Raw genomic sequence first — 23,117 nt, forward strand, 5'->3', positions numbered from 1 at the left:
TGTGAAAGCCTCGCTCAGAGTGGATCGGCCAGCGCCGCCGAGGCGCTGCGCACCGCCGCGCGGTAGGTGTCCTTGTGCACGTAGTACGCCATGCGTTCGAGCTGCAGGTACCTGTAGCCGCCCGAAAGATCGGGCGGCGGCCCCTGCACCGCCGCGCGCAACGCCGCGGCCTTGGGCGATCCGGCCGCCTTCGCGCGGAAGTAGCGCGCCAGCAATTCGGCCTGCTCGTAGCGCCCCTGCCAGCCGATGCCGCTCGCCTCGATCATCCCGAGCACGGCAATGTTTTCGAAGCGCGGCGAGAAGATGTTGAGGTACAGGCGTGGCGCCATGCCCTGCCAGTTGAGCAGCTCGCGGTCGATGAACGGGTAGTGCAGCGCGTAGCCGGTCGCAGCCAGGATCAGGTCATAGTCGCGCGCGCTGCCGTCCTTGAAATGCACCGTGTGCCCGTCGAGCCGCGCGATGTCGCCGCGCACGCCGATGTCGCCGTGGCCCACGTGGTGCAGCACCAGCGAATTCACGATGGGGTGCGACTCGTACATCCGGTAGTCGGGCTTCGGAAACCCGAAGCGCACCGGGTCGCCGGTGAACCACTTGAGCACCGTCGCATCGACCCGCTGCTTGAGCCACGGCGGCAGCGGCCGCTTGCCGCCCAGCGTGTCGGCCGGCTTGCCGAACACGTACTTCGGCACGAAGTAGTAGCCGCGCCGCACCGAGATGTCGACGCTCTTCGCGTAGTGCACCGCATCGACCGCGATGTCGCAGCCCGAGTTGCCCGCGCCGACGATCAGCACGCGCTTGTCCTTGAAGAGCTCGGGGTGCTTGTAGTCGCTGGTGTGCAGCAACTCGCCGTCGAAGCGGCCCTCGAACTGCGGGCGCTTGGGTTCGGCGAGCGTGCCGTTGGCGATGACCACGCCCTTGTACTCGGCGGTTTCGGGCTCCCCACTTCCCGTGTCGATGGTCACGCGCCAGCGCGTGTCCGGCGCATCGCTCACAGGCTCCACGCGCAGCACGCGCGTGTTGAACCGGAAGTGCTCCCGCAGCCCGAAGCGGTCGGCGAAATCGCTGAAGTAGCGGCGCAGCTCGCGGTGGCTCGGATAGTCGGCCACCGTGTCGGCCATCGGGAACTCCGCGAACTCGGTGGTGCGCTTGCTGGAGATCAGGTGCGCCGAGTGGTAGACCGTGGAGCGCGGATTGTCGATGTCCCACAGCCCGCCCACATCGCTGTGCGCCTCGAAGCCTTGGAACGGAACGCCGTGCTTCTGCAGGTTGCGCGCCCCGGCGAGGCCGGAAGGGCCGGCGCCGATGAGGGCGATCTTCTCGTGGGTGGGTGCGTTGTCTGCCATCAGGTGGGTGGATGTTTTTCAGAGAGGCCCGGAATGGCCGTGGCGCCCGCCTCGCCCACGCGCGGCTTGCGCGGCTGTCCGCGCAGCACGCGGTCGTGCAGTTTCTCGGGCAGCAGGTTCAGCAACTTCGAGAGCCAGCCGATGCGGCGCGGCAGCACGATCTGCTCGCGTCCGGCCTGCACACCGGCGAGCAGTTGGTGCGCGGCCTCGTCGGCTTCGAGCAGCCCCGGCATCGCGAAGCGGTTGCCCGCAGTCAGAGCGGTGCGGATGTAGCCCGGGCTGATCGTGTGCACGGTGACACCCGTCTCGCGCAGCTCGGCGCGCAGGCTTTCGAGATAGCGGATCAACCCCGCCTTGCTCGCGCAGTAGGCGCCATTGCCCGGCATGCCGCGCCAGCCCGCGATGCTGGCCACGCCGACCAATGCACCGCGTTGCTGCGCGCGCATCGGCTTCAAGAAAGGCTGGAAGGTGGTCGCCGCGCCGAGGAGGTTGATCTCCAGCATGCGGCGCAGCACCTCGAGGTCGTCGGCCTCGGCGGTGTCGAAGCCACCCGCCACGCCTGCATTGGCAATCACGAGGTCGGGCACGCCGGCCTTGGCCATCCAGTCGACGGCCATGGACTGCACCGCAGGGCTGTTGGACACATCGGGCGTGTAGACCGCGCATCGCCCCGGTGCCAGCGCAGCAAGCGCCTCGAGCTTCGCCTTATCGAGCCCGACCAGCGCCACCTGCGCACCGCCACCGATCAGTTCGCGCGCCAGTGCCTGGCCGAGACCACCACAGGCTCCGGTGAGGACGACGTTGCGAAAGACCAGCGGCATGGGCGACGGATGGGCGAGTGGCAAGGCGCAGCCACTTTAGCCGCGCATCGCCATCGCGCTCCCCGGCGTTTTCCCTTGCGAAAAGCGCTCGGCCAGCCGGTACGCCGCCCGTCGAAATCAGGCCGGCAAGGTCGTCGGAAACTCGATCTGGATCTTCACGTCGCTCGCCCGGCCCGCGGCCGCTTCCTCGAAGGCCTGGATGCCGTCCTCGAACGCGAAGGTGCGCGAGATGAAGGGCTTCACGTCCACCTGCCCCGAAGCGATCAGCGCGAGCGCGCGCGGAAAGATGTTGGCGTAGCGGAACACCGACTCGATGCGCACTTCCTTCGCCTGGATGGCGACGATGTCGAACGCGACCTTGGCGGGTGGAATCCCCACCAGCACCAGGCAGCCGCCGGGGCAGAGCAGATCGAAGATGCCGTCGAAAGCGCGCGTGCTGCCGCTGGCTTCGAAGACGACGTTCGCGCCCCAGCCGTCGGTCAGGGTCTTCACGGTTTCGGCGAGGTCGGTGTCGCGCACGTTCACTGTCGTCACGGCCGGGTTGTCGGCGAACAGGGCCAGCTTCTCGGGCACGAGGTCCGCCAGGATCACGCGGGCCGCGCCGCCGGCCAGCGCCGCCAGCGCGGTCATCGCGCCGATGGTGCCGGCGCCCACCACCACCGCCACGTCGCCCGGCTTCAGCGCGGCCTTCTTCGCGGCTTGCAGTCCGATGGCCAGCGGCTCGACGATGGCGCCTTCGCCGAAGCTCACGTTGTCGGGCATGCGGAAGGTGAAAGCGGCCGGGTGCACCACGAAGGGCGTGAGGCAGCCATGGATCGGCGGCGTGGCCCAGAAGCGCACGGCGGGATCGAGGTTGTAGATGCCTTCGCGGGTGGCGCGCGAATCCATCTCGGGAATGCCGGGCTCCATGCAGACGCGATCGCCGGGCTTCAGGTGCTTGACTTCGGCGCCCACCTCGGCAACCACGCCGGAGGCTTCGTGGCCGAGGATCATCGGCTCGTTCACCACGAAGGGGCCGATGCCGCCGTGCTGGTAGTAGTGGACGTCGCTGCCGCAGACGCCCACGGTGTGCATGCGGATCTTGACGTCGCGCGGTCCTACCTGCAGGGGGACGTCGACGTCGCGCAGCGTGAGTTCGTGCGCCTTTTCCAGGACCAGTGCTTTCATTTGCTTTTTCTTTCGCTCAAGGTGTGTTTCGGGGTTCAGTGCAAGGAGGCCTTGTCGATGCGCAGCGATGCGCCGGTGTCGATATCGAACAGGTGCACCTGCTGCGGGTCGGCCACAAAGCTCACGCGTTCGTGCAAGCGGGGCGCCTGTGCCGACGGCATGAGCGCGGAGATTTCGTTGCTGCTCTCCCCGCCGTTCTGGCTGAAGCTCACCAGCACTTCATTGCCGAGGTATTCGATGAGCTGCACTTCGCCGAAAAAGCCGCCGTCGCGCCCGCCGCTGGTGTCCACCTGCAGGTGCGCGGGACGTATGCCCAGCGTCGCGCGCTCGCGGCCTTCGAGCGCGAACTGGCGCGCATTCACATGCACGACACCTGCCCTGCAGCTCAACTCGAAATGGCTGCCTTGGTCCTTCACCGACATCTCCACCAGGTTCATCGGCGGCGTGCCGATGAAGCCGGCCACGAAGGCCGAGCGCGGGCGCTCGAAGATTTCCTTGGGCGAGCCGACCTGCTCGATGCGCCCGTCGCGCAGCAGCACGATGCGGTCGGCCAGCGTCATCGCCTCGTGCTGGTCGTGCGTGACGTAGACCGTGGTGGTCTTGAGCGTCTGGTGCAGCTTCGCGATCTCGATGCGCATGTGGTTGCGCAGCTTGGCGTCCAGGTTGGACAGCGGCTCGTCGAACAGGAACACCTTGGGCGTCTTGATCATCGCGCGCGCAATCGCCACGCGCTGCTGCTGGCCGCCCGAGAGCTCCGTGGGCTTGCGCTGCAGGTAGCGCTCCAGGCCCAGCGTGTCCGACACCTCCTTGATGCGGCTGTCGATCTCGGCCTTGGGCACCCTCAGCCGCTTGAGACCGAAGGCGATGTTGTCGCGCACGGTCATGTGCGGGTAGAGCGCGTAGTTCTGGAAAACCATGGCGATGCCGCGCTCCTGCGGCGGCAGGTCGTTGACGCGCCGGCCGCCGATGTGCAGGTCGCCGCCGCTGATGTCCTCCAGGCCCGCGAGCATGCGCAGGATGGTCGACTTGCCGCAGCCCGAGGGGCCGAGGAACACGACGAACTCGTTGTCGGCCACGTCGAGGTCGAACTCGTGGACGACCTGCGTTTCCCCGTAGCGCTTGATGATGTTGTGACAGCTGATTGCAGACATTTTTTGTTCTGGAGAAGAGGAAATGACAAGGCTCATGCGACCTCCCGCTTGCGCTTGAACGCAGCATTGAGAAAACCGCTGAGCACGCCGACCATCAGGAGCGGCGGAACCGACAGCAGGATGACCGAGGCATTCAAGATGCCCCAGGGCACGTCGCGCCCCAACTGGCTGAGTTCGGAGGCGACGATGGGCAGCGTCTTGGCATCGGAGGTGGTGAGCATCAGCGCGATGAGGAACTCGTTCCACACCAGCACGAAGCCGAAGGCGATGGCACCGATGAGCGAGCGCGCGGCAATCGGCAGCGACACGCGAAAGAAGATCGCGTAGGGCCCGTAGCCGTCGACCCTGCCGGCCTCCTCCACTTCCTTGGGCACCGCCTTGAAAGCCGGAATCGCAAGCCAGATCACGGTGGAGAGCGTGAGGAGCGTGTAGGTGACGATGAGTGCGAAGCGCGTGTCGTAGAGCTCCAGCTGCAGCCAGATGACCATCAAGGGAATGGCCACCGCCACAGGCGGCAGGAAGCGCATCGACAGCACGAAGAACTGGATGTCGTCGGCCCAGCGCAGCGGATAGCGTGCGAGCGCATACGCGGCCGGCAAGCCGAGCACCGCGCCGATGAGGACGGCCGCGCCGACCACCAGGATCGAGTTGACGAGCCCCTGCGCCACGGCCTCGCGTCCCAGCACGTAGGCGTAGTTCTCCAGCGTGGGCGTGAAGATGAACTTCGGCACGGCCGAGACGATGTCCACCCGGTTCTTGAACGAGTTGATGAAGGTCCAGAGCACCGGCACCAGCGCGGAGAGCCCCGCGACGATGAGCACCAGCCGCGCGAGCAGCGTGCCGGCCGAAAGAGACGATTGCTTTTTCATGACGAGGGCCTCGTCCATTTCCAGATGTAGGTGAAGGCCACGGTCGACGCGACCATCATCAGCACGGCCATGCTCGACGCGTACGAGATGCGGCCCGACTCGATGAAACCCTGCGAGAACGCGTACATGTCCAGCGTCTCGGTCGAGATGCCGGGGCCGCCGCGCGTCATCACGTAGATGAGGTCGAAGGCCCGCAGCGACTCGACCATCTTCACGAAGGTGAGGCTGATGAGCGGCGCCTTGAGCATCGGCAGCGCGACGTAGGCGTAGACCTCCCAGGTCTTTGCGTGGTCCATGCGCGCGGCCTCGAAGGGCTGGGACGGCAGGGTCTCGAGCAGCTTGAGCACGATGACGGCGAAGAACAGCCCCCACTGCCACACATCGACGAAAGCCACCGTGAGCAGCGCGGTGAGCGGATTGGCCAGCAGGTCCAGCGGCTCGCCGGTGATCACCTTGTACGGGTAGGTCAGCAAGCCGAACAGCGGATGGAACGCGAACTTCCAGACGAAGGCCGCCGACACGCGGGGCAGCAGCACCGGCACGATGAACAGCATGCACAACGCATTGCGCCAGCGCGGCGTGGTGTTCTGGAACAGCAGCACGCCCAGCAGCACCGCGACAGCCATCGTCGAGGTGACGGTCAGCACCTCCCAGATGAGCGAGACGCTCACCGAGTTGAGAAAGCGCCGGTCGGAGAACAGCTGCACGTAGTTCGAGAACCAGACCCAGCCGGCATCGGTGTGGCCGAGTTCCCGGTCCTGCAGCGAGATGACGATCGCGAAGATCGTGGGCACCAGCGCGAGGACCGCCAGCACCAGGAGGCCCGGTCCGATGAAGACGACCGGCAGCCGGGTCTTGTTGTTGCTTCGCGTCGGCTTCACTTCTTGCGCCGTGCGATCAACTGCTTCGCGTAGGCGTCGAGTTCATCGAGCCCGCCCTGGATGTCGGTGCGAGAACCGGTGACCAGCTCTTCGAGAATGATCCCCCAGCGGTCGCCGAGGTCGGGCCATGCCGGGTCCTGCCAGAAGTTCACCGCGGTCACCTTGCCGGTGTCGGCCAGGGCCTTGCCGAGATCGGCGCCGTATCGCTTGGCGAACTCGGGGCTGCCCAGCACGCTGGTGCGGTTGAGTTCGCTGAACTGGCCTTCGGCAAGGCGGCGCTGCTCCTGCTTCTTGGAGGTGGCCCACGCGACGAAGAGTCCCGCGCACTTCTTCGCCTCTTCGGTCTTGTTGGCCTTGGCACCGATCGCGAGGCCATGGCCGTAGCCGCCGCCGGTCAGCGGCGTGGGCGGCGGCAGGTAGGCGACCTTGCCGATCACGGTCGAGGTCTTGGGGTCGAGCGCATTGCCCGCGAGCGGCGTCGACTCGACCAGCAGCGCGACCTTGCCCGCGAGGAAGGCGCCGGTGGATTCGTCCCAGCTGCCAGTCTTGGTGCCGGGCGCCGAATACTTGAAGAGCTCCAGGTAGGTCTGCGTGGCCTTCAGCGCGGCGGGCGAGTTGAAGACCGGCTTGTCGCCGTCGAACCATTGGCCCCCATAGCCGCGGAAGAACGGCATCCAGCGCCACACGTTGGCGCCCGAGCCGCGCTGGCCGCGCAAGGCCACGCCGTAGATGCCGTTGGCCGGGTCGTTGAGCTTCTTGGCGGCGGCGACGAACTCGTCGAGCGTGGTGGGCGGCTTGACGCCGGCTTTCTCGAGCAAGTCCTTGCGGTACACCAGCAGGTCGCCGCCGCCGGTGAGCGGCGCGAACCATGCCTCGCCCGCGAAGGTCGCGACCTTCTGGCGGCCGGGGTCGAAATCGGCGTAGTCGTAGTCGGCGGGGTAGTACTTGGCCAGCGGCACGATCCACTTGGACTGCGCGAACAAGGGCACGTTGGCCTCGTCGACGTAATACACGTTGTACTTGCCGACCGTCGATGCATCGGCGCGCGTCTTGGTGCGGCGATCGTTCTCGTTGAGGTTGTCGATGGTGAACGAGGCGCCGCTCAGCGCCTTGAATTCGTCCTTGTACTTTTCGAGCAGGGTCAGACCGTCGCGTGGCTGGGAGAGCACGCGCACGTCGGCCTTGCAGGCCTGCTGGGCCTGAACGTGGCCGGCTGCGGCCAATGCCGCCAGCAGCAGTGCGCCAGCAGTGATCCGGCGGGTGTTTCGGTGGGTCATTTGCTCGTCTCCTTGAGTTCCTTGTGAGGGTGACGAAGCGTATGCAGCGAAGGCCCGGCCCCGCGTACACGCGCGCCGGGGGACTGGTATTTCGATGACCAGCGGACTTGGGGTTTTGCCGGGGGTGCGGGGTGCTAATTACTTTTCTTTCATTGCAATCCGAAGGTTTGCAGGCCGAAAACGCGTGCGACGAAATAGCGCGGAATCGACTACTTCCCCCGTATCGACGCTGCATGCGATCCCCGCTGTAATCCACGCGGCCATTCACCGGCGTCACAAGCGCCGGCCGGCCGGTATGTGTCTATCCCTTACATCACCTTTTGTGGAATGCCTATGAAAACCAGACTCAAAGTTGTCGTTGTCGCCGTATTGGCATTGGCGGGGCATGGCGCCTTTGCCGCGGATGCGGACCCGGGCAAGCAGGCGGCGATCGACCGCGCACTGGCGTTGATCCAGAGCAACCCGTCGAGCTTCAGCGTCGCGACGCCTGCTCCCAGCCGCACACGCCGCTCGCTGGACGTCCAGGGCGCGGCAGGCAGCGCGGCGGCGCCCGCCGAGGGCGACCAGTTCAAGCCGCGCGACGTGACCGTGGACAAGGACGGCACCGAGCATGTGCGCTTCGACCGCTTTCACAACGGGCTGCGCGTGATCGGCGGCGACGTGGTCGTGCATTCGGTGCGGGGGCAGCTCACCCAGTCCAGCCTCACGCAAGGCAGCCCGATACGCCTGCCGGAAACGCTGGCCAAGGTCGATGGGCGCACCGTGATCCAGAACGCCCCCGACATCGGCGCCGAGCGCGCCAAGCAGATTGCGGGCGAGCGCTTCGCCAGCGCGGTGATGCGCTACGGCACGCCCGAGCTGGTGGTTTTCGCGCGTGACGAGAAGCCGGTGCTGGCCTACGAGGTCCGCGTCTACGGCAGGGCCACCGCGTCGCACGGGAGCGCCGTTGCGTACTACGTCAACGCGGCGGATGGCAAGCTGCTGGACGCGGAAGACCTGGTGCACACCGCGGCCGCCACGGGCACGGGGAAGTCGCTGTACTACGGCGACCTTCAGATCACCACCGACCAGACCGGCAACAACGCCTATCGCATGGTCGACCCGACGCGCGGCGGCGGCGAGGTGATCGATGGCCGCGACTCGGTGTACACGGACCTGTTCGATGCACCGGACCTGGTCCCGTTCACCAGCCCCGACAACAAGTGGGGCAACGGTGCCGTCACGGACCGCAAGACCGTCGCGGTCGACATCAACTACGGCCTGGCCAAGACCTGGGACTACTACAAGACCGTGCACGGCCGCAACGGCATCTTCAACGACGGCCAGGGCGTCCAGAGCTATGCGCACGTGCTGTTCACCAACCAGGACGGCAGCATCACGGGCGCCAATGCCGCATGGATCGGCGAGTACCGGATGATGGTCTACGGCGACGGGCAGGCAGGCACCTCGCTGCCCAGGCCGGTGGTGTCCATCGACGTCGCCGGGCACGAGATGAGCCACGGCGTGAACCAGGCCACCGCGAACCTTGCGTATTCGCGCGACGCGGGCGGGCTGAACGAGGCGAACTCCGACATCTTCGGCACGCTGGTCAAGTACCACGCGAACAACGCGAACGATCCGGGCAACTACGTCATCGGCGCGCGCATCCTGGCCTCGGGCCTGCGCAAGATGTACAAGCAGGACATCGACGGGCGTTCGTACGTCTGCTATCCGCAGGGCGGCTTCAAGAGCGTGCTCGTGAATCCCAGGCACGACCCCCACCTCACCTCGGGGGTCGGCAATCGCTTCTTCTATCTGCTGGCCGAAGGCGCCGTGGTGCCGTCGACCGACACCCGGCTGACAAAGAACGACCTGGTGTGCAACGGCGACACCGGCGTGGCGGGCATCGGGCGCGAGAAGGCCGGCAAGATCTGGTACCGCACCCTCACGCTGTACCTGAACGGCAACTCGACCTACCCGAACGCCCGCTCCGCATCGATCCGCGCGGCGTCGGATCTCTATGGCGCCAGCTCGGTCGAGAAGGCTGCCGTGGCGCGCGCGTGGAGCGCGGTCCTGGTCGAATGACCAGTCGGCGGTGAAAGGCCCCTGCCGGCAGGCTCAGATGGCCGCCGGTCGGGCATCATCCGGGCCAGGATCGGTGCCCACCGATTCATCTCTCTGCGCCCGAAGATGCAAAGTCCGAATCCCGCCTGGCATGTGCTCAGCGCCGCTCTCGCGGCGCTGCTTCTTCCATCCGCCAGCCATGCGGAAATCTACAAGTGGGTCGATGCCAAGGGGCAGACGCATTACTCGGAGCGCAAGGCCGATGCAGGCGATGCCAGGACGGTGGAAGTGAAGCCTGCACCGGCGCCGCCGCAAAGCGCCGCACCGAAGGAAGACTGGCGTGCCTGGAGCAGAGCCACGTCACCGACGCAGACGGCGACGGGAGTGCCACCCTACGGGCCGCCCGTGGCAAGGCCCAGGTCGGTCTCGGGTGGAAGGGAGAACGGCACCGATGCATCGCGCTGCGCGCTCGCACGGGATGTTCTCGCCGGCTTGCTGCAGCACAGCAACGGCAAGCCCATCGACCAATACGACCGCGACGTGGCGCAGAACGACATCAAGTCCTTCTGCAAGTGACCGGGTGATTCCGAGCGCGCCGCAACGCAGGCGCAAATAGCCGATTCCGACTGAAACCGGGTTGTGGAAAAGCCATCGCCCTGGTCTTGGTGCGGCCTCACTGGTTGCAACATAAAACCGGAAAGATAGAATTTGCCCGGTCTTCTTTTGAAACCAGAAGCCGCCACCTGCCCTGCCAACCTCTTCCCGGATTCGCCATGACCCACTACCGCACCACCACCGTCGACGGCCTGAAGATCTTCTACCGCGAGGCAGGCGACCCCGCGTTGCCGGCCCTGCTCCTGCTGCACGGTTTTCCGGCGTCGTCCTTCATGTATCGAGAGCTGATCGAGCGGCTGGCCCATCGCTTCCACGTCATTGCACCGGACTACCCGGGCTTCGGGCACAGCGACGCGCCTTCGGTGGTCGAGTTCAGCTATACCTTCGACGGCCTCGCCGACATCGTGGAGAAGTTCACCGAGCAACTCGGCCTCGCGCGCTACGGCCTCTACATGCAGGACTTCGGCGGCCCGGTCGGGTTTCGCCTCGCCACGCGCCATCCGGAGAAGGTGAGCTTCCTCGTGGTGCAGAACGCCAATGCCTACGAAGAAGGCTTGCCCGACGATTTCTGGAGCCTCGCGCGTGCGCTGTGGAAAGACCCGTCGCCCGCCAACTACGCAAAGATCCGCGAAGCCGCGATGTCCGATGCGGCGCTGGAGTGGAACTACACCCACGGCGTGAAGGACCCGTCGCGCATCGACCCGGACAACTGGCTGCTGCAACGCGCCCTGCTCGCCCGGCCCGGCAACAAGGACGCGATGGCCGCCCTGCTGCACGACTACGGCAGCAACCTCTCGCGTTACCCGGCCTGGCAGGCCTATTTCCGCCAGCACCAGCCGCCGACGCTGGTGGTCTGGGGCGCCAACGACGTGATCTTTCCGCCGTCGGGCGCGTACCCCTACCAGCGAGACCTGCGGCAGATCGACTTCAAGCTGCTCGACACCGGCCACTTCGCACTCGAGGAACTGGGAGAGACGATCGCCACCCACATCGAGCGCTTCCACGACGCCCTGAAGGTCTGAGCAGGTCCGCCATGGAATTGAACATCGATGCCGCCGCAGCGCGGCAGGCGGAAACACGTCCCGCTGCGCCGCCGATATCCGGCGCGATGGCACTGCTGTTCGCGATCGCATGCGGGCTTGCGGTTGCCAATGTCTACTACGCCCAGCCGCTGCTGGACACGCTCGCGGCCACCTTCGGCATCCGCCCCGCGGCGGTGGGCATCGTCATCACCATCACCCAGGTCGGCTACGGCCTCGGGCTGCTGCTGGTCGTGCCACTGGGCGACCTGATCGACCGCCGGCGGCTGATCGTGGGGCAATCGCTGCTGTCGGTGATCGCGCTGCTCTGCGTGGCGATAGCGCCCAGTGCGACGATGCTGCTGCCGGCGATGGCGGCGGTCGGCGTGCTGGCCGTCGTGACGCAGGTGCTGGTCGCCTACGCCGCGATCATGGCGCCGCCGGGCGAGCGCGGCCGCGTGGTGGGCATCGTCACCAGCGGGATCATCGTCGGCATCCTGCTGGCGCGGGCCGTGTCGGGCACGCTGTCGGATCTCTTCGGCTGGCGCTCGGTGTACCTGGTGTCGGCCGCGGCCACGCTGGTCGTCGCTGGCCTGCTGTGGAGGGCGCTCCCGCGAAACGTGCGGCCTGCCGTGCGCATTCCGTACCTTCAGCTGATCCGCTCGGTGTTCACGCTCTTCGTCGAAGAGCCCGTGCTGCGCATCCGCGCGGTGCTCGCGATGCTGATCTTCATGGCCATCACGATGCTGCTGACGCCAATGGTGCTGCCGCTCGCGGCGCCGCCCTTTTCGCTCTCGCACACGCAGGTGGGGCTGTTCGGTTTGGCGGGCGCGGCGGGCGCACTGGGCGCTTCGCGCGCGGGCCGTATGGCGGACCTGGGCCGGGCGCAGCGCACCACCGGCATCGGGCTCGTGGTCATGCTGCTGTCGTGGGCGCTCATCGCGCTGCTGCCATGGTCCATCTGGGCGATGGTGATCGGCGTGGTCACGATCGACTTCGGCCTGCAGTCGGTGCACGTCTCGAACCAGAGCCTCATCTACCGCGTGCGCCCGGAAGCGCAGAGCCGGCTGACCGCCGGCTACATGATCTTCTATTCGATCGGCTCAGCGACGGGATCGATCGCCTCGACGATGCTGTACGCGCACGGCGGCTGGAACAGTGTCTGCGTGGCGGGTGCCATCACCAGTGGCGTCGCGCTGGCGTTCTGGGCCGCAACCCGGCACCTGACGCCGCAGGATTCACCCCGCTGAAGAAAGCTCAGGCCGTGGTGGCGAGCGGCGTGTTCTGCGCGGTGCGCAGGCCGAAACGGTCCTGCGCCTGCTGGCGGTAGGCCGAGGGCGTCATGCCCTTGAGTTGAAGGAAGCGCCGGTTGAAATTCGCAAGGTTCGCGAAACCCACCTCGTAGCAGATGTCGCTCACCAGCCGGTCGGAGGTCTGCAGCATCTCGCAGGCCTTCGTGATGCGCAGCCGCGTCACGAAATCGGTGAAGGTGCTGCCCATGTGCTTGTGGAAGTAGCGCGAGAAGCTGCTCTCGGCCATGTTGGCCACCGCGCACACGGCCGGCAGCGAGAGCTCTTCGGTCAGGTGCGCATCGAGGTAGTCGAGCACGCGGCGCATGCGGGTGTTGGCGCTCGGGTCGTCGTCCAGCGAGCCAGCCGTGCTGGAGATCTGGCGCCAGTCTTCCCAGTTCGCCAACTCGTGCAGCAACCCGATGAATTCCGAGAGCCGGGCCATGCCCTCCCGGCCCTGCACCCGCACGAAGCGCTCCCGCATCCGCCCGCTGATGCCGAAGAACTCGATGCCGAGCCGTGCCCGGTCGAGCATCGGCAGCACCGCCTCCAGCTCGGGGAACAGGCCCGAGGCCTTGCGCAGCGGCTCGTCGTGAAAATGAATGACCATGCTGCGGTCGGCGATGCCTTCGGGCGGCACATCGTGGGAGATCCAGGTGTGCGGCAACCGTCCGCCGACAAGGGCGACGTACCCCGGCTCGAAACGGCCGATGTGGTTGCCGACATAGGCATCGCCGCTGCTGCGGTTGATGATCTGCAGCTCGTACTCGTCGTGGTAGTGCCAGCAGTCGAACGGCCAGGGCACGCCGTGCTGCAGGCAGCGTACCGAGCTGCCGCCCGCCGGCTCGAACCCGAGCCGGGGGTCGCGCATCAGCTCATGTTCGAGTTCCGGCTTGCGTGCATTGTTGTATTTGCTCATGGCGTCTCCCTGGATATGACCACGGGTTGCTTTCGAGCATGCGACGTTGCCGGTGCGGGCAAAAGGCGCCTGTCAGGCGCCAGCCACCTTCATGCGGTTGACCAGAATCGACCCCGTGGTCTTGGCGCCGAAAGTGTAGGCATCCGCGCCGATGGCTTCAATGCCCATCAGCATGTCCTTGAGGTTGCCGGCGATGGTGATCTCCTGCACCGGGAAAGCGATGCGGCCCTTCTCGACCCAAAAGCCGCTGGCGCCGCGCGAGTAGTCGCCGGTCACGTAGTTCACGCCCTGCCCCATCAGCTCGATCACGAACAAGCCCGTGCCCAGCTTGGCGAGCATGGCATCGAGGTCGTCGCCGTGCTTGGTCAGGCGCGAGCTCAGCGTCAGGTTGTGCGAGCCGCCGGCGTTGCCGGTGGTCTTCATGCCCAGCTTGCGGGCCGAATAGGTGGAGAGGAAGTAACCCTCGAGCCGGCCGGCATCGACCACCTTGCGGGCCCGCGTGGTCACGCCTTCGTCGTCGAAGGGCGAGCTGCCCTTGCCGCGCATCAGGTGCGGGTCTTCGGCCACGTCGACGTGCTTGGGCAGCACCGGCTTGCCGAGCGAATCGAGCAAGAAGGTGCTCTTGCGGTACAGCGCCCCGCCGCTCACCGCCTGCACCAGCCCGCCCAGGAGGCCCACGGCCAGCGGCGACTCGAACAGCACCGGGCATTCGGTGGTCTTGATCTTGCGCGACTTCAGGCGGCTCAGGGCCCGTTCGGCGGCATATCGGCCCACGGCCTGCGGACTGGCGAGCTCGTCGGCCGAACGCATGGAGCTGTACCAGGCGTCGCGCTGCATGTTGTCGCCCTTGCCGGCGATGGGCGCCACCGAAATCGAGTGCCGCGAACTGGCGTAGCCGCCGCGGAAACCGTGCGTGTGGGCGCTGAAGAAGTGGCTCTGCTGGGCCGAGACGCCCGCGCCTTCGCTGTTGGTGATGCGCTTGTCGGTGGAAAGGGCGGCCTCTTCGCACTCCAGCGCCAGCCTGGCGGCTTGCTCGCTGGTCACGTCCCAGGGGTGGAACAGGTCGAGTTCGGGGTGTTCCTTGGCAATGTCTTCCTCGTCGGGAAGGCCGCTGACCGGGTCTTCGGCGGTGAAGCGGGCGATGTCGTAGGCGGCCTGCACGGTCTGGGCGATGGCGGCCTCGGAGAAGTCGGAGGTGCTGGCGTTGCCGCGGCGGTGGCCCACGTAGACGGTGATGCCGAGGGACTTGTCCCGGTTGCGCTCCACATTCTCGAGCTCGCCCTTGCGGACCGAGACGCTGAGGCCGCAGCCCTCGGAGGCCTCGGCGCCGGCATCGGTGGCCCCGAGCTTTTTGGCGTGGGCCAAGGCCGTGTCGACCAGGTTTTCGAAGAAGGAGCGGCTGTAGGCGAAGCCGGAATCGGCGCGCGAGGAGGATGTCGTCATGTGGTGGCTATGATACTTGCGCCCCTCTTTCCCGTTTCCCCACTGTCTCTGTTGCACACATTGCAACGCCGCACGGTGCGGCCCAGAATCCACCCACATGTCCCGCAAACCCAAAAAAGGCTATTTCGTCCGTGGCCAGTTCGTTGCCGAAGGCAGCGAACTCGACCTGGAGCTCAAGCGTGAGCTCAAGGGCACCGACGAAGCCAGCCGCACCGATCTCAAGCGCGAAAGCGACGAACTTCAAAAACTCGGCACCGAGCTGCTCGGCCTGCGTGCCGGCCTGTTCGACGCCCTCCCGCTCGACGAGAAACTGGTCGACGCCGTCGCCGAGGCCAAGCGCATCACCAACTTCGAGGGCAAGCGCCGCCAGATGCAATTCATTGGCAAGCTGATGCGCAAGCTCGAACCCGAAGTGCTGGAGGCCGTCAAGCTCGCCCTGACCGAGCAGAACAGCGTGCCGGCCGCCGAAACCGCCGCCCTGCACGAGGCCGAACGCTGGCGCGACCGGCTGATTGCCGACGACGACGCCCTCGGCGGATGGATCGAGACCCACCCCGCCACCGATTCTCAGCAACTGCGCGCCCTGGTGCGCCAGGCCCGCAAGGACATGAAGACCGGCCCGGCCGGCGAGGCGCCCCGCCAGGGCAAGGCCTACCGCGAGATCTTCCAGCTGGTGCGGGAGCAACTGGCCGTGCATGGCGGCGACGACCACGCTGCCGCGGCCGCCGCACAGGACCGGGAAGAAGACGCATGAGTTCGTCGCCATCGTTCGACCCGGTGCGCATCGGCATCGTCTCCGTCAGCGACCGCGCCTCCAGCGGCACCTACGAAGACAAGGGCCTGCCCGCGCTGAAGGAATGGCTCGGCCGGGCGCTGAAGAACCCCATCGAATTCGAGCCCCGGCTGATTCCCGACGAAGCGGCCGTGATCAGCGCCACGCTGATCGAACTGGTCGATGCCGGCTGCTCGCTGGTGCTGACCACCGGCGGCACCGGCCCGGCCCTGCGCGACGTGACGCCCGAAGCCACGCTGGCCGTCGCCCACAAGGAAATGCCCGGCTTCGGCGAGCAGATGCGCCAGATCAGCCTGCGCTTCGTGCCGACCGCGATCCTCTCGCGCCAGGTGGCGGTGATCCGCGACAAGAGCCTCGTCATCAACCTGCCTGGGCAGCCCAAGTCGATTGCGGAAACGCTCGAAGGGCTCAAGGATGCCGACGGCACGCAGGTCGTGCCCGGCATCTTCGCGGCGGTGCCCTATTGCATCGACCTGATCGGCGGGCCGTACCTGGAGACCGACGACGCGGTCTGCAAGGCTTTCCGGCCCAAGTCGGCGATCCGCCCGGCGCGCTGAGCGCTTTGCCGCCGCTTACTTGACCAGCGTCAGCAACGGCGCGCCCTTGTCCTTGACCATCGTCACGAGGAACTTCGCGGGCTTGGTCTTGCTGGCGTTGCGGCCGACGGTGTGGATGTCGGCCGGGCCTTCGTAGAAGGTCTGGCCCGGGGTCAGCGTGACCTCCTTGCCGCCCTTCACGCCCATCACGATCGATCCCTCGAGCACGTAGATGAAGGCGTGAGCGTCATGGCGATGGACCGGGTCGACCGAGCCCGGCGGAAAGTCGACGATGAACGAGATCGCCTCCTTGCCGGGCATGTCCGCCAGGTCCTTCGTCATGAGGATGGTCGCGGCGGCCTCGGGTGCGGCCACGGCGGGCACCGCGGCGAACATGCCCAGCGCGAGGCCGAGGCAGATGCAGGTCTTCTGGAAGCGGGTCATGGGTTGTCTTTCCGGCCCGCGTCGCGAGCCTTGAATCAATGAATGGATCAGCAAGCGCAAGCAGGTCGCCGGCGGCTCAGGCGCGCGCACGCTGCGCCAGCCAATCCGCGAAACGGGTCGCCCCGAGGCGCGGGGCGGTGCCCGGCGTCAGCGAGCGGTCGTCGAGCTGCACGCCGAAGTAGCTGGCTTCCGCGTCGGTGACGACCGGGCGCTTGTCGCCGGTCGCCGCGAACAGGCGGCGCACGAGCGCATCGAGCGGTGTGGTCTCGGGCCCCGCGATCTCGATCCGACGCCGCGCGGGCGGCTCGCCCACCACCACGGCGAGCGCGGCAGCAACGTCGTCCGCCGCCATCGGCTGGATCAGCGCGTTCGACAGCCGCACTTCGCCGTCCCGCACGCTTCCGTCGGCGATGCCGGCCACGAACTCGAAGAACTGCGTCGCCTGCACGATGGTCCAGGGCACGGGCGAGGCCTCGATCAGCTCTTCCTGGCGCTGCTTGGCGCGGAAATAGCCGCTGGCCAGCAGGCGATCGGTGCCGACCACCGACAGCGCGATGTGGTGCGCGACGCCCGCCTCCGCCTCGGCGGCGAGCAGGTTGCGGCCCGCGGTGTCGAAGAAATGCAACGCCGGCTCGTCGGCGAACGAGGGCGAATTCGCCACGTCGACGACGACCTGGGCGTCCGCCAGCGCCTCTTTCAGGCCCTCCCCGGTGAGGGTGTTGACGCCCGTGGAGGGCGAGGCGGCGTTGACCTCGTGGCCGGCATTGCGCAACAGCGCAGCGAGCTTGGAGCCGATGAGGCCGGAGCCTCCGATGATGACGATCTTCATGGTCGATTCCTGGGTAAAGGGGTGGAAGCGGGGTCAAAAAGGTACGCCCCCCATGGGCGTCCATACAAGCAAGACGTCCGTTGGGGGGCGTTTGTGACAGCGGGATCGAAAAATCCCGGAATCGGCCGATCGGCAGCGCTAGGTGGCCGCCACCGCAGGCCCGAACCCATGGCTCTCCACCGCCTGCTCGCAAGGCACGCGCTCGACCTGCACCGTCGAATGGTGGATGTCGAACTTCTCGGCCAGCAGCGCACGCAACTGCAGCATCAGCGGCGCCATGTCGCCCACCTCGGGCGTGCACACCACATGCACGCTCAGGCTGACCTTGCCGCTGGAGAGCGCCCACACATGCAGGTCGTGCAGGCTCGCGACACCCTCACTGCCAAGCAGCGCACTTTCAACGGCAGGCAGGTCCACGTCATCGGGCACGCCTTCGAGCAGCACATTCAGGCTCTCGCGCAACAAGCGCCAGGTGCGCGGCAAGACCCACAGCCCGATGGCCACCGCAATCACCGAATCCACCCACGCCCACCCGGTGTAGCGAATCACCAGCGCACCGACGATCACGCCGACCGAGCCCAGCATGTCGGCCCACACCTCCAGGTAAGCGCCCTTCACGTTCAGGCTCTCGTCCTTGCCGCTCGCCAGCAAGCGCATGCCGACGAGGTTGACGACCAACCCGCCCACGGCCACCAGCAGCATCATGGTCGACTGGATCTCGGCCGGCGCCGAGATGCGCCGGTACGCCTCGTACAGCACGTAGATCGCCACGAAGAAAAGCAGCACCGCGTTGAGCACGGCCGCAAGGATCTCGAAGCGGTAGTAGCCGAAGGTGCGCCGCTTGTCCGCCGGCCGCTTGCCGATCCAGATGGCGGCCAGCGAGATTGCGAGCGCCACCGTGTCGGTGAACATGTGGGCCGCATCGGACAACAGCGCGAGGCTCCCCGACACCAACCCGCCCACCACCTCCGCCACGAGGTAGAGCGAGGTCAGCAGCAAGGCCCAGCGCAGCGCCTTCTCGTTGCCGCCCACCGCGTGGGCATGTTCATGTGCCATGGATCGTCACTCCTTGGGAACCTGGCGAAGGATCGAGCGGCGCGCCATGGCGCCGTTCGCGGGCGTCTTCCAGTTCTTCGTCTTCGTCGCACCGGTGGGCGATGCGGTAGAGGAGCGGCAGCACCAGCAGCGTCAAGGCGGTCGAGGACAGGATACCGCCGATCACCACCGTCGCCAGCGGCCGCTGCACCTCGGCGCCGGTGCCGGTGGCGATCGCCATCGGCACGAAGCCCAGCGAGGCCACCAGCGCCGTCATCAGCACCGGCCGCAGCCGGGTGAGCGCGCCTTCGCGGATCGCCGCGTCCAGCGGCAGCCCGCCCTCCCGCAGGTTGCGGATGAACGAGATCATCACCAGCCCGTTGAGCACCGCCACGCCCGAGAGCGCGATGAAGCCCACCGCCGCCGAGATCGACAGCGGAATGCCGCGCAGCCACAGCGCCACGATGCCGCCGGTGAGCGCGAACGGGATGCCGGTGAACACCAGCAGGCCGTCCTTGAGGTTGCCGAACATCGCGAACAGCAGCGTGAACACCAGGAGCAGCGACACCGGCACCACCACCTGCAGCCGCTGCGTGGCCGAAGCGAGGTTCTCGTACTGGCCGCCCCACACGGTCCAGTAGCCGGTGGGAATGGTCACCTTGCGCATCGCTTCCTCGGCCTCGGCCACGAAGGAGCCGAGGTCGCGGCCGCGCACATTGGCGCTCACCACGATGCGGCGCTTGCCGTTCTCGCGGCTCACCTGGTTGGGGCCGGGCGCGAGTTCCAGCGTGGCGACTTCTCCGAGCGGAATGAAGCTGGTGCGCAGCCCCTCGGCACCCGCGCCCTTGGGCAATGCCACGGGCAGCCGCTTGATCGCCTCCAGGTCGGTGCGCAGGTTCTCGGGCAGGCGCACAAGGATGTCGAAGCGCCGGTCGCCATCGAACAGCGTGCCCGCCTCGCGGCCGCCGACGGCGATGGAGATCGCGTCCTGCACGTCGCCCACGTTCAGGCCGTAGCGCGCGGTCTTCTGGCGGTCAATGTTCACCGTGAGCATCGGCAGGCCCGTGGTCTGCTCCACCTTCACCTCGGCGGCGCCCGAGATGCCCGCAAGCACCTTCGACACCTCGGCCGCTGTCTTGTCGAGCACCGCCATGTCGTCGCCGAAGATCTTCACGGCCACGTCGCTGCGCACGCCGGAGATCAGCTCGTTGAAGCGCAACTGGATCGGCTGGGAGAACTCGTAGTTGTTGCCCGGCAGCTTCTCGACCTCTTCCTGCACCGCCGCGAGCAGTTCCGCGCGCGTGCGTTTCGGCGCAGGCCACTCGCTCTCGGGCTTCAACATGATGTAGCCGTCGGAGATGTTCGGCGGCATCGGGTCCGATGCGATCTCGGCCGTGCCGGTGCGCGCAAACACGCGCTCGATCTCCGGAAACTTCGCCTTCAGCGTGCGTTCGAGCTGCTTCTGCATCTCGACCGATTGCGTGAGGCTGGTGCCCGGGATGCGCAGCGCCTGGATCGCGAAGTCGCCTTCGCTCAGGCTCGGCACGAACTCCGTGCCCAGCCGCGTGGCCAGGAGGCCCGAGAGCACCACCGCCACGGCAGCCAGCGTGATCACCAGAGGCTTGGCCGTCATCACGCGCGCGAGCAGTGGCTCGTAGCCGCGCTTGGCCCACGTCATCAGGCGGTTTTCCTTCTCGCTGACCTTGTTGCCGATGAACAGCGCCACGGCCGCGGGAATGAAGGTGATCGACAGGATCATCGCGCCCACCAGCGCAATCACCACGGTGAAGGCCATCGGGTGGAAGAGCTTTCCCTCCACGCCCGTGAGCGCAAAGATCGGCAGGTACACGATCATGATGATCAGCTGCCCGAACAGCAGCGGACGCCGCGCCTCCTGCGAGGCGGCGAACACTTCATGGAAACGCTCGCTGCGCGTGAGCGGCCGGCCGTGCTTGGCCTGCGCATGCGCGAGGCGCCGCACGCAGTTCTCCACGATCACCACCGCGCCGTCGATGATGATCCCGAAGTCCAGCGCCCCCAGGCTCATGAGGTTGGCGCTGATCTTCTGGTTCACCATGCCGGTGAAAGTGAAGAGCATCGACAGCGGAATCACCAGCGCGGTGATCAGCGCCGCGCGGATGTTGCCGAGAAAGAGAAAGAGGATCGCGATCACCAGCACCGCGCCCTCGAAGAGGTTCTTCTTCACCGTGGCGATGGCCTTGTCCACCAGCACCGTGCGGTCGTACACCGTCACCGCCTTCACGCCCGCGGGCAGCGTGCGGTTGACCTCCTGCATCTTCTTGTCGACAGCCTGCGACACGGTGCGGCTGTTCTCGCCGATCAGCATGAAGACGGTGCCCAGCACCACCTCGCGGCCGTTGTCGGTGGCCGCGCCCGTGCGCAGCTCCTGGCCGATGCCGACCTCGGCCACGTCCTGCACCCGCAGCGGAATGCCGCCCGCGTTGCCCAGGATCACGTTGCCGATGTCCTCCACCGACTTCACCTGCCCCGGCGCGCGGATGAGGTACTGCTCGCCGCGCTTCTCGATGTAGCCCGCGCCCACGTTGGCGTTGTTGCGCTCCAGCGCGGTGACCAGGTCGGTCATCGTGAGGCCGTGCGCCAGGAGCTTCGCGGGGTCGGGGGCGATCTGGTATTCCTTGTCGTAGCCGCCGATGGAGTTGATCTCGGTCACGCCCTTCACGTTGCGAAGCTGCGGCTTGATGATCCAGTCCTGGATCTCGCGCAGGTCCGTGGGCGTGTAGGGCTTGCCGTCGGGCTTCTTCGCGCCCTCTTCCGCTTCCACGGTCCAGAGGTAGATCTCGCCGAGGCCCGTGGAGATCGGCCCGATCACCGGCGAGATGCCGCTCGGCATGCTCTCGCGCGCCGACTGGATGCGCTCGTTCACGAGTTGCCGCGCGAAGTAGATGTCGGTGCCGTCCTGGAAGATCACCGTCACCTGCGAGAGGCCGTAGCGCGAGAGCGAGCGGGTCTGCTGCAGGCCCGGCAGGCCCGCCATCACCGTCTCGATGGGGTAGGTCACGCGCTGCTCGGCCTCCAGCGGCGAGTAGCCGGGCGCGGAGGTGTTGATCTGCACCTGCACGTTGGTGATGTCGGGCACCGCGTCGATGGGCAGCTTCTGGTAGCTGAAGACGCCGAGCGCGGCCATGCCGAGCACGGCGAGCAGCACCAGCCAGCGCTGCGCAATGGAGAACCCGATGATGCGTTCGAACATGCGGACGTCCTCAGTGGGTGTGCGTGGCAGAGCTCTTGCCCTGCTGCGACTTGATGACGAAGCTGCCGCTCGCGGCATAGGCCGCACCGGGCTTCAGGCCGCCCACGATTTCGATGCGCTTGCCGTCGCTGCGACCGGTCTGCACGTGCTGCGGCAAAAAGCCGCCAGGCACCTTGAGAAAGACGGTGGGTTTTTCTTCCACCGTCTGCACCGCATCGGCCGAGACGGTGACGGGCGCATCCGCCTCGGACGACACCAACTCCACGTTCACGAACAGGCCCGGGCGCCACACGCGCTGCGGGTTGGTCAGCGTGACGCGCGCCGTGGCCGTGCGCGTCTGCGCGCCGATGAGCGATCCCACGTACGACACGGTGCCGCTCGCCGTCTGGTCGAAGGCGCTGGAGCGGATGGTCACCGGCTCGCCGATGCGCACCAGGTTCAGGTTGTTGGCCGCCACGCTGATCTCGGCCCACACGGTCGAGAGGTCGGAAATGGTGAACACGTTGACGGCCTCGCCCACCGATTCGCCGAGCGAGATGTGCTTCTCGACCACCATGCCGTCGAAAGGCGCGCGCAGCTCGTAGCGGCCGAGCGCGGCCGAACCCGGCGTGGCGCCGAGCGCCAGCAGCTTCTGGTTGGCATTGGCCACGGCGATCTGCGCTTCCTGCATGGCCTGCTGGGCCTGCAGGTAGTCTTGCTGCGGCGAGATCTTTTCTTCCCAGAGTTTCTTCTCGCGCTCGTAGGTGGTGCGGGCCAGGTCCAGGCGGCGCTGCGCCGATTGCAGCGCGCTGCGCTGCTCCGAGAGCCCCGGGCTCGAGAGCACCGCGAGCACCTGCCCGCGCTTGACTTCCTGCCCGAGGTTGGCCGACACGCTGTCGACCACGCCCGCCACGCGCGGCACCACGTGGGCCGTGCGGTCTTCGTTGAACTTGATCTCGCCGGGCAACTGCAGCGAGGTCTTGATGCGCGCGGGGCCGGCGCTTTCGATGGCCATGCCGGCCGCCTTGACCTGCTCGTCGGTGAAGGGGATCTTTTCCTCGTCCTCCTTGTGCGCTGCCGACTCGCCCTTGGCCTCGGCCTTTGCTTCGGCGGGAGCGCCCTTTTCGCTCTTTTCGCTCTTTTCGCCCTGCGCCTTGGCCTCCTCGCCGTGGTGCTCCTTGTCGCCATGGCCCTTGGCCTCTTCATGGCCGTGGTCATGGTCGTCCTTGCCCTCGGCCTTTCCTTCCTCGTGGTGCTCGCCATCGGAATGCCCGCCGGCCTCCGAATGGCCGGCCGCCTGGGGCTTGGATGGCTCGGTGCGCAGGATCAGCGCCCCTGCCGCGAAGCCCAGGACCAGGATGGCCACGACCGCCATCCATTGCTTCTTGCTGGTGCGCTCGGTGAAAGTCTTGCGTTCTTCTTGGGTGTTCAT

The 23,117-nt window shown here is 66.9% G+C and carries 20 protein-coding genes; 6 read left to right on the forward strand and 14 right to left on the reverse strand.

The window, feature by feature from the left end:
• Positions 1-14: 14 nt before the first annotated feature.
• From J2W23_RS08830 to J2W23_RS08860, 7 genes are all read right to left on the reverse strand, one after another.
• Positions 15-1,343 carry a flavin-containing monooxygenase gene (locus J2W23_RS08830; protein ID WP_307648429.1) on the reverse strand — a complete coding sequence of 443 codons (1,329 nt, stop codon included), beginning with the start codon at positions 1,341-1,343 and terminating at the stop codon, positions 15-17.
• Positions 1,343-2,164 carry an SDR family oxidoreductase gene (locus tag J2W23_RS08835; RefSeq protein WP_307648509.1) on the reverse strand — a complete coding sequence of 274 codons (822 nt, stop codon included), beginning with the start codon at positions 2,162-2,164 and terminating at the stop codon, positions 1,343-1,345. Before J2W23_RS08835 ends, J2W23_RS08830 begins: the two co-directional genes overlap by 1 nt.
• A 117-nt stretch (positions 2,165-2,281) precedes the next feature.
• Entirely contained in the window at positions 2,282-3,331 is a 1,050-nt protein-coding gene (locus tag J2W23_RS08840; protein WP_176656396.1) for an NAD(P)-dependent alcohol dehydrogenase, read from the reverse strand.
• A gap of 35 nt (positions 3,332-3,366) precedes the next feature.
• Positions 3,367-4,482, reverse strand: a complete 1,116-nt coding sequence (locus J2W23_RS08845) for an ABC transporter ATP-binding protein (RefSeq protein ID WP_307648430.1) — start codon at positions 4,480-4,482, stop codon at positions 3,367-3,369.
• A 32-nt stretch (positions 4,483-4,514) separates the two neighbouring features.
• Entirely contained in the window at positions 4,515-5,351 is an 837-nt protein-coding gene (locus tag J2W23_RS08850) for a carbohydrate ABC transporter permease (RefSeq protein WP_176656394.1), read from the reverse strand.
• Positions 5,348-6,232 carry a carbohydrate ABC transporter permease gene (locus J2W23_RS08855; RefSeq protein WP_307648431.1) on the reverse strand — a complete coding sequence of 295 codons (885 nt, stop codon included), beginning with the start codon at positions 6,230-6,232 and terminating at the stop codon, positions 5,348-5,350. Before J2W23_RS08855 ends, J2W23_RS08850 begins: the two co-directional genes overlap by 4 nt.
• Positions 6,229-7,509, reverse strand: a complete 1,281-nt coding sequence (locus J2W23_RS08860) for an ABC transporter substrate-binding protein (RefSeq protein WP_307648432.1) — start codon at positions 7,507-7,509, stop codon at positions 6,229-6,231. Before J2W23_RS08860 ends, J2W23_RS08855 begins: the two co-directional genes overlap by 4 nt.
• 333 nt (positions 7,510-7,842) lie before the next feature.
• Between J2W23_RS08860 and J2W23_RS08865 the strand changes: the two genes are divergently transcribed.
• From J2W23_RS08865 to J2W23_RS08880, 4 genes are all read left to right on the forward strand, one after another.
• Positions 7,843-9,573: a M4 family metallopeptidase gene (locus tag J2W23_RS08865; RefSeq protein ID WP_307648433.1), complete on the forward strand. Its 1,731-nt coding sequence runs from the start codon at positions 7,843-7,845 to the stop codon at positions 9,571-9,573.
• A gap of 105 nt (positions 9,574-9,678) precedes the next feature.
• On the forward strand, positions 9,679-10,128 hold the full coding sequence (locus J2W23_RS08870; protein ID WP_307648434.1) for a DUF4124 domain-containing protein: 450 nt from the start codon (positions 9,679-9,681) through the stop codon (positions 10,126-10,128).
• Between the two features lie 197 nt (positions 10,129-10,325).
• The gene (locus J2W23_RS08875) at positions 10,326-11,189 is read left to right on the forward strand and encodes an alpha/beta fold hydrolase (RefSeq protein ID WP_307648435.1); all 864 of its coding nucleotides are present in this window, start codon (positions 10,326-10,328) and stop codon (positions 11,187-11,189) included.
• 11 nt (positions 11,190-11,200) lie between these two features.
• Positions 11,201-12,436: an MFS transporter gene (locus tag J2W23_RS08880; protein WP_307648436.1), complete on the forward strand. Its 1,236-nt coding sequence runs from the start codon at positions 11,201-11,203 to the stop codon at positions 12,434-12,436.
• Between the two features lie 7 nt (positions 12,437-12,443).
• Here the strand turns inward: J2W23_RS08880 and J2W23_RS08885 are convergent, their stop codons facing one another.
• Entirely contained in the window at positions 12,444-13,394 is a 951-nt protein-coding gene (locus J2W23_RS08885; protein ID WP_307648437.1) for an AraC family transcriptional regulator, read from the reverse strand.
• Between the two features lie 72 nt (positions 13,395-13,466).
• On the reverse strand, positions 13,467-14,837 hold the full coding sequence (gene pmbA / locus J2W23_RS08890; protein ID WP_176656387.1) for a metalloprotease PmbA: 1,371 nt from the start codon (positions 14,835-14,837) through the stop codon (positions 13,467-13,469).
• Positions 14,838-14,934: 97 nt separating this feature from the next.
• On the opposite strand from pmbA, the gene yjgA reads away from it, so the two are divergent.
• Together yjgA and mog are read left to right on the forward strand one after the other, a co-directional pair.
• Positions 14,935-15,591, forward strand: a complete 657-nt coding sequence (gene yjgA / locus J2W23_RS08895) for a ribosome biogenesis factor YjgA (RefSeq protein WP_307648438.1) — start codon at positions 14,935-14,937, stop codon at positions 15,589-15,591.
• On the forward strand, positions 15,588-16,187 hold the full coding sequence (mog, locus tag J2W23_RS08900; protein WP_307648439.1) for a molybdopterin adenylyltransferase: 600 nt from the start codon (positions 15,588-15,590) through the stop codon (positions 16,185-16,187). Before yjgA ends, mog begins: the two co-directional genes overlap by 4 nt.
• Positions 16,188-16,202: 15 nt before the next feature.
• Here the strand turns inward: mog and J2W23_RS08905 are convergent, their stop codons facing one another.
• From J2W23_RS08905 to J2W23_RS08925, 5 genes are all read right to left on the reverse strand, one after another.
• Complete coding sequence (locus J2W23_RS08905; protein ID WP_307648440.1) at positions 16,203-16,610, reverse strand: cupin domain-containing protein; 408 nt, start codon at positions 16,608-16,610, stop codon at positions 16,203-16,205.
• Positions 16,611-16,686: 76 nt separating this feature from the next.
• Positions 16,687-17,439, reverse strand: a complete 753-nt coding sequence (locus J2W23_RS08910) for an SDR family oxidoreductase (protein WP_307648441.1) — start codon at positions 17,437-17,439, stop codon at positions 16,687-16,689.
• A 138-nt stretch (positions 17,440-17,577) separates the two neighbouring features.
• Positions 17,578-18,495 (reverse strand): cation diffusion facilitator family transporter, encoded by a 918-nt coding sequence (locus J2W23_RS08915; protein WP_307648442.1) that lies wholly within the window; start codon positions 18,493-18,495, stop codon positions 17,578-17,580.
• Positions 18,485-21,706, reverse strand: a complete 3,222-nt coding sequence (locus J2W23_RS08920) for a CusA/CzcA family heavy metal efflux RND transporter (protein ID WP_307648443.1) — start codon at positions 21,704-21,706, stop codon at positions 18,485-18,487. The genes J2W23_RS08915 and J2W23_RS08920 overlap by 11 nt, the downstream gene beginning before the upstream one ends.
• 10 nt (positions 21,707-21,716) lie before the next feature.
• The gene (locus tag J2W23_RS08925; RefSeq protein WP_307648444.1) at positions 21,717-23,117 is read right to left on the reverse strand and encodes an efflux RND transporter periplasmic adaptor subunit; all 1,401 of its coding nucleotides are present in this window, start codon (positions 23,115-23,117) and stop codon (positions 21,717-21,719) included.

The sequence above is a fragment of the Variovorax boronicumulans genome (assembly GCF_030812215.1).
Classification (GTDB): Bacteria; Pseudomonadota; Gammaproteobacteria; order Burkholderiales; family Burkholderiaceae_C; genus Variovorax; species Variovorax boronicumulans_C.

What these genes read in the sequence shown, in the direction of transcription:
- J2W23_RS08910 (WP_307648441.1), bottom strand. Translation starts at nt 17,439, where the DNA reads ATGAAGATCGTCATCATCGGAGGCTCCGGCCTCATCGGCTCCAAGCTC.
- J2W23_RS08830 (WP_307648429.1), bottom strand. Translation starts at nt 1,343, where the DNA reads ATGGCAGACAACGCACCCACCCACGAGAAGATCGCCCTCATCGGCGCC.
- J2W23_RS08845 (WP_307648430.1), bottom strand. Translation starts at nt 4,482, where the DNA reads ATGTCTGCAATCAGCTGTCACAACATCATCAAGCGCTACGGGGAAACG.
- J2W23_RS08835 (WP_307648509.1), bottom strand. Translation starts at nt 2,164, where the DNA reads ATGCCGCTGGTCTTTCGCAACGTCGTCCTCACCGGAGCCTGTGGTGGT.
- J2W23_RS08885 (WP_307648437.1), bottom strand. Translation starts at nt 13,394, where the DNA reads ATGAGCAAATACAACAATGCACGCAAGCCGGAACTCGAACATGAGCTG.
- pmbA (WP_176656387.1), bottom strand. Translation starts at nt 14,837, where the DNA reads ATGACGACATCCTCCTCGCGCGCCGATTCCGGCTTCGCCTACAGCCGC.
- mog (WP_307648439.1), top strand. Translation starts at nt 15,588, where the DNA reads ATGAGTTCGTCGCCATCGTTCGACCCGGTGCGCATCGGCATCGTCTCC.
- J2W23_RS08905 (WP_307648440.1), bottom strand. Translation starts at nt 16,610, where the DNA reads ATGACCCGCTTCCAGAAGACCTGCATCTGCCTCGGCCTCGCGCTGGGC.
- yjgA (WP_307648438.1), top strand. Translation starts at nt 14,935, where the DNA reads ATGTCCCGCAAACCCAAAAAAGGCTATTTCGTCCGTGGCCAGTTCGTT.
- J2W23_RS08875 (WP_307648435.1), top strand. Translation starts at nt 10,326, where the DNA reads ATGACCCACTACCGCACCACCACCGTCGACGGCCTGAAGATCTTCTAC.
- J2W23_RS08870 (WP_307648434.1), top strand. Translation starts at nt 9,679, where the DNA reads ATGCAAAGTCCGAATCCCGCCTGGCATGTGCTCAGCGCCGCTCTCGCG.
- J2W23_RS08925 (WP_307648444.1), bottom strand. Translation starts at nt 23,117, where the DNA reads ATGAACACCCAAGAAGAACGCAAGACTTTCACCGAGCGCACCAGCAAG.
- J2W23_RS08850 (WP_176656394.1), bottom strand. Translation starts at nt 5,351, where the DNA reads ATGAAAAAGCAATCGTCTCTTTCGGCCGGCACGCTGCTCGCGCGGCTG.
- J2W23_RS08920 (WP_307648443.1), bottom strand. Translation starts at nt 21,706, where the DNA reads ATGTTCGAACGCATCATCGGGTTCTCCATTGCGCAGCGCTGGCTGGTG.
- J2W23_RS08865 (WP_307648433.1), top strand. Translation starts at nt 7,843, where the DNA reads ATGAAAACCAGACTCAAAGTTGTCGTTGTCGCCGTATTGGCATTGGCG.
- J2W23_RS08860 (WP_307648432.1), bottom strand. Translation starts at nt 7,509, where the DNA reads ATGACCCACCGAAACACCCGCCGGATCACTGCTGGCGCACTGCTGCTG.
- J2W23_RS08915 (WP_307648442.1), bottom strand. Translation starts at nt 18,495, where the DNA reads ATGGCACATGAACATGCCCACGCGGTGGGCGGCAACGAGAAGGCGCTG.
- J2W23_RS08880 (WP_307648436.1), top strand. Translation starts at nt 11,201, where the DNA reads ATGGAATTGAACATCGATGCCGCCGCAGCGCGGCAGGCGGAAACACGT.
- J2W23_RS08840 (WP_176656396.1), bottom strand. Translation starts at nt 3,331, where the DNA reads ATGAAAGCACTGGTCCTGGAAAAGGCGCACGAACTCACGCTGCGCGAC.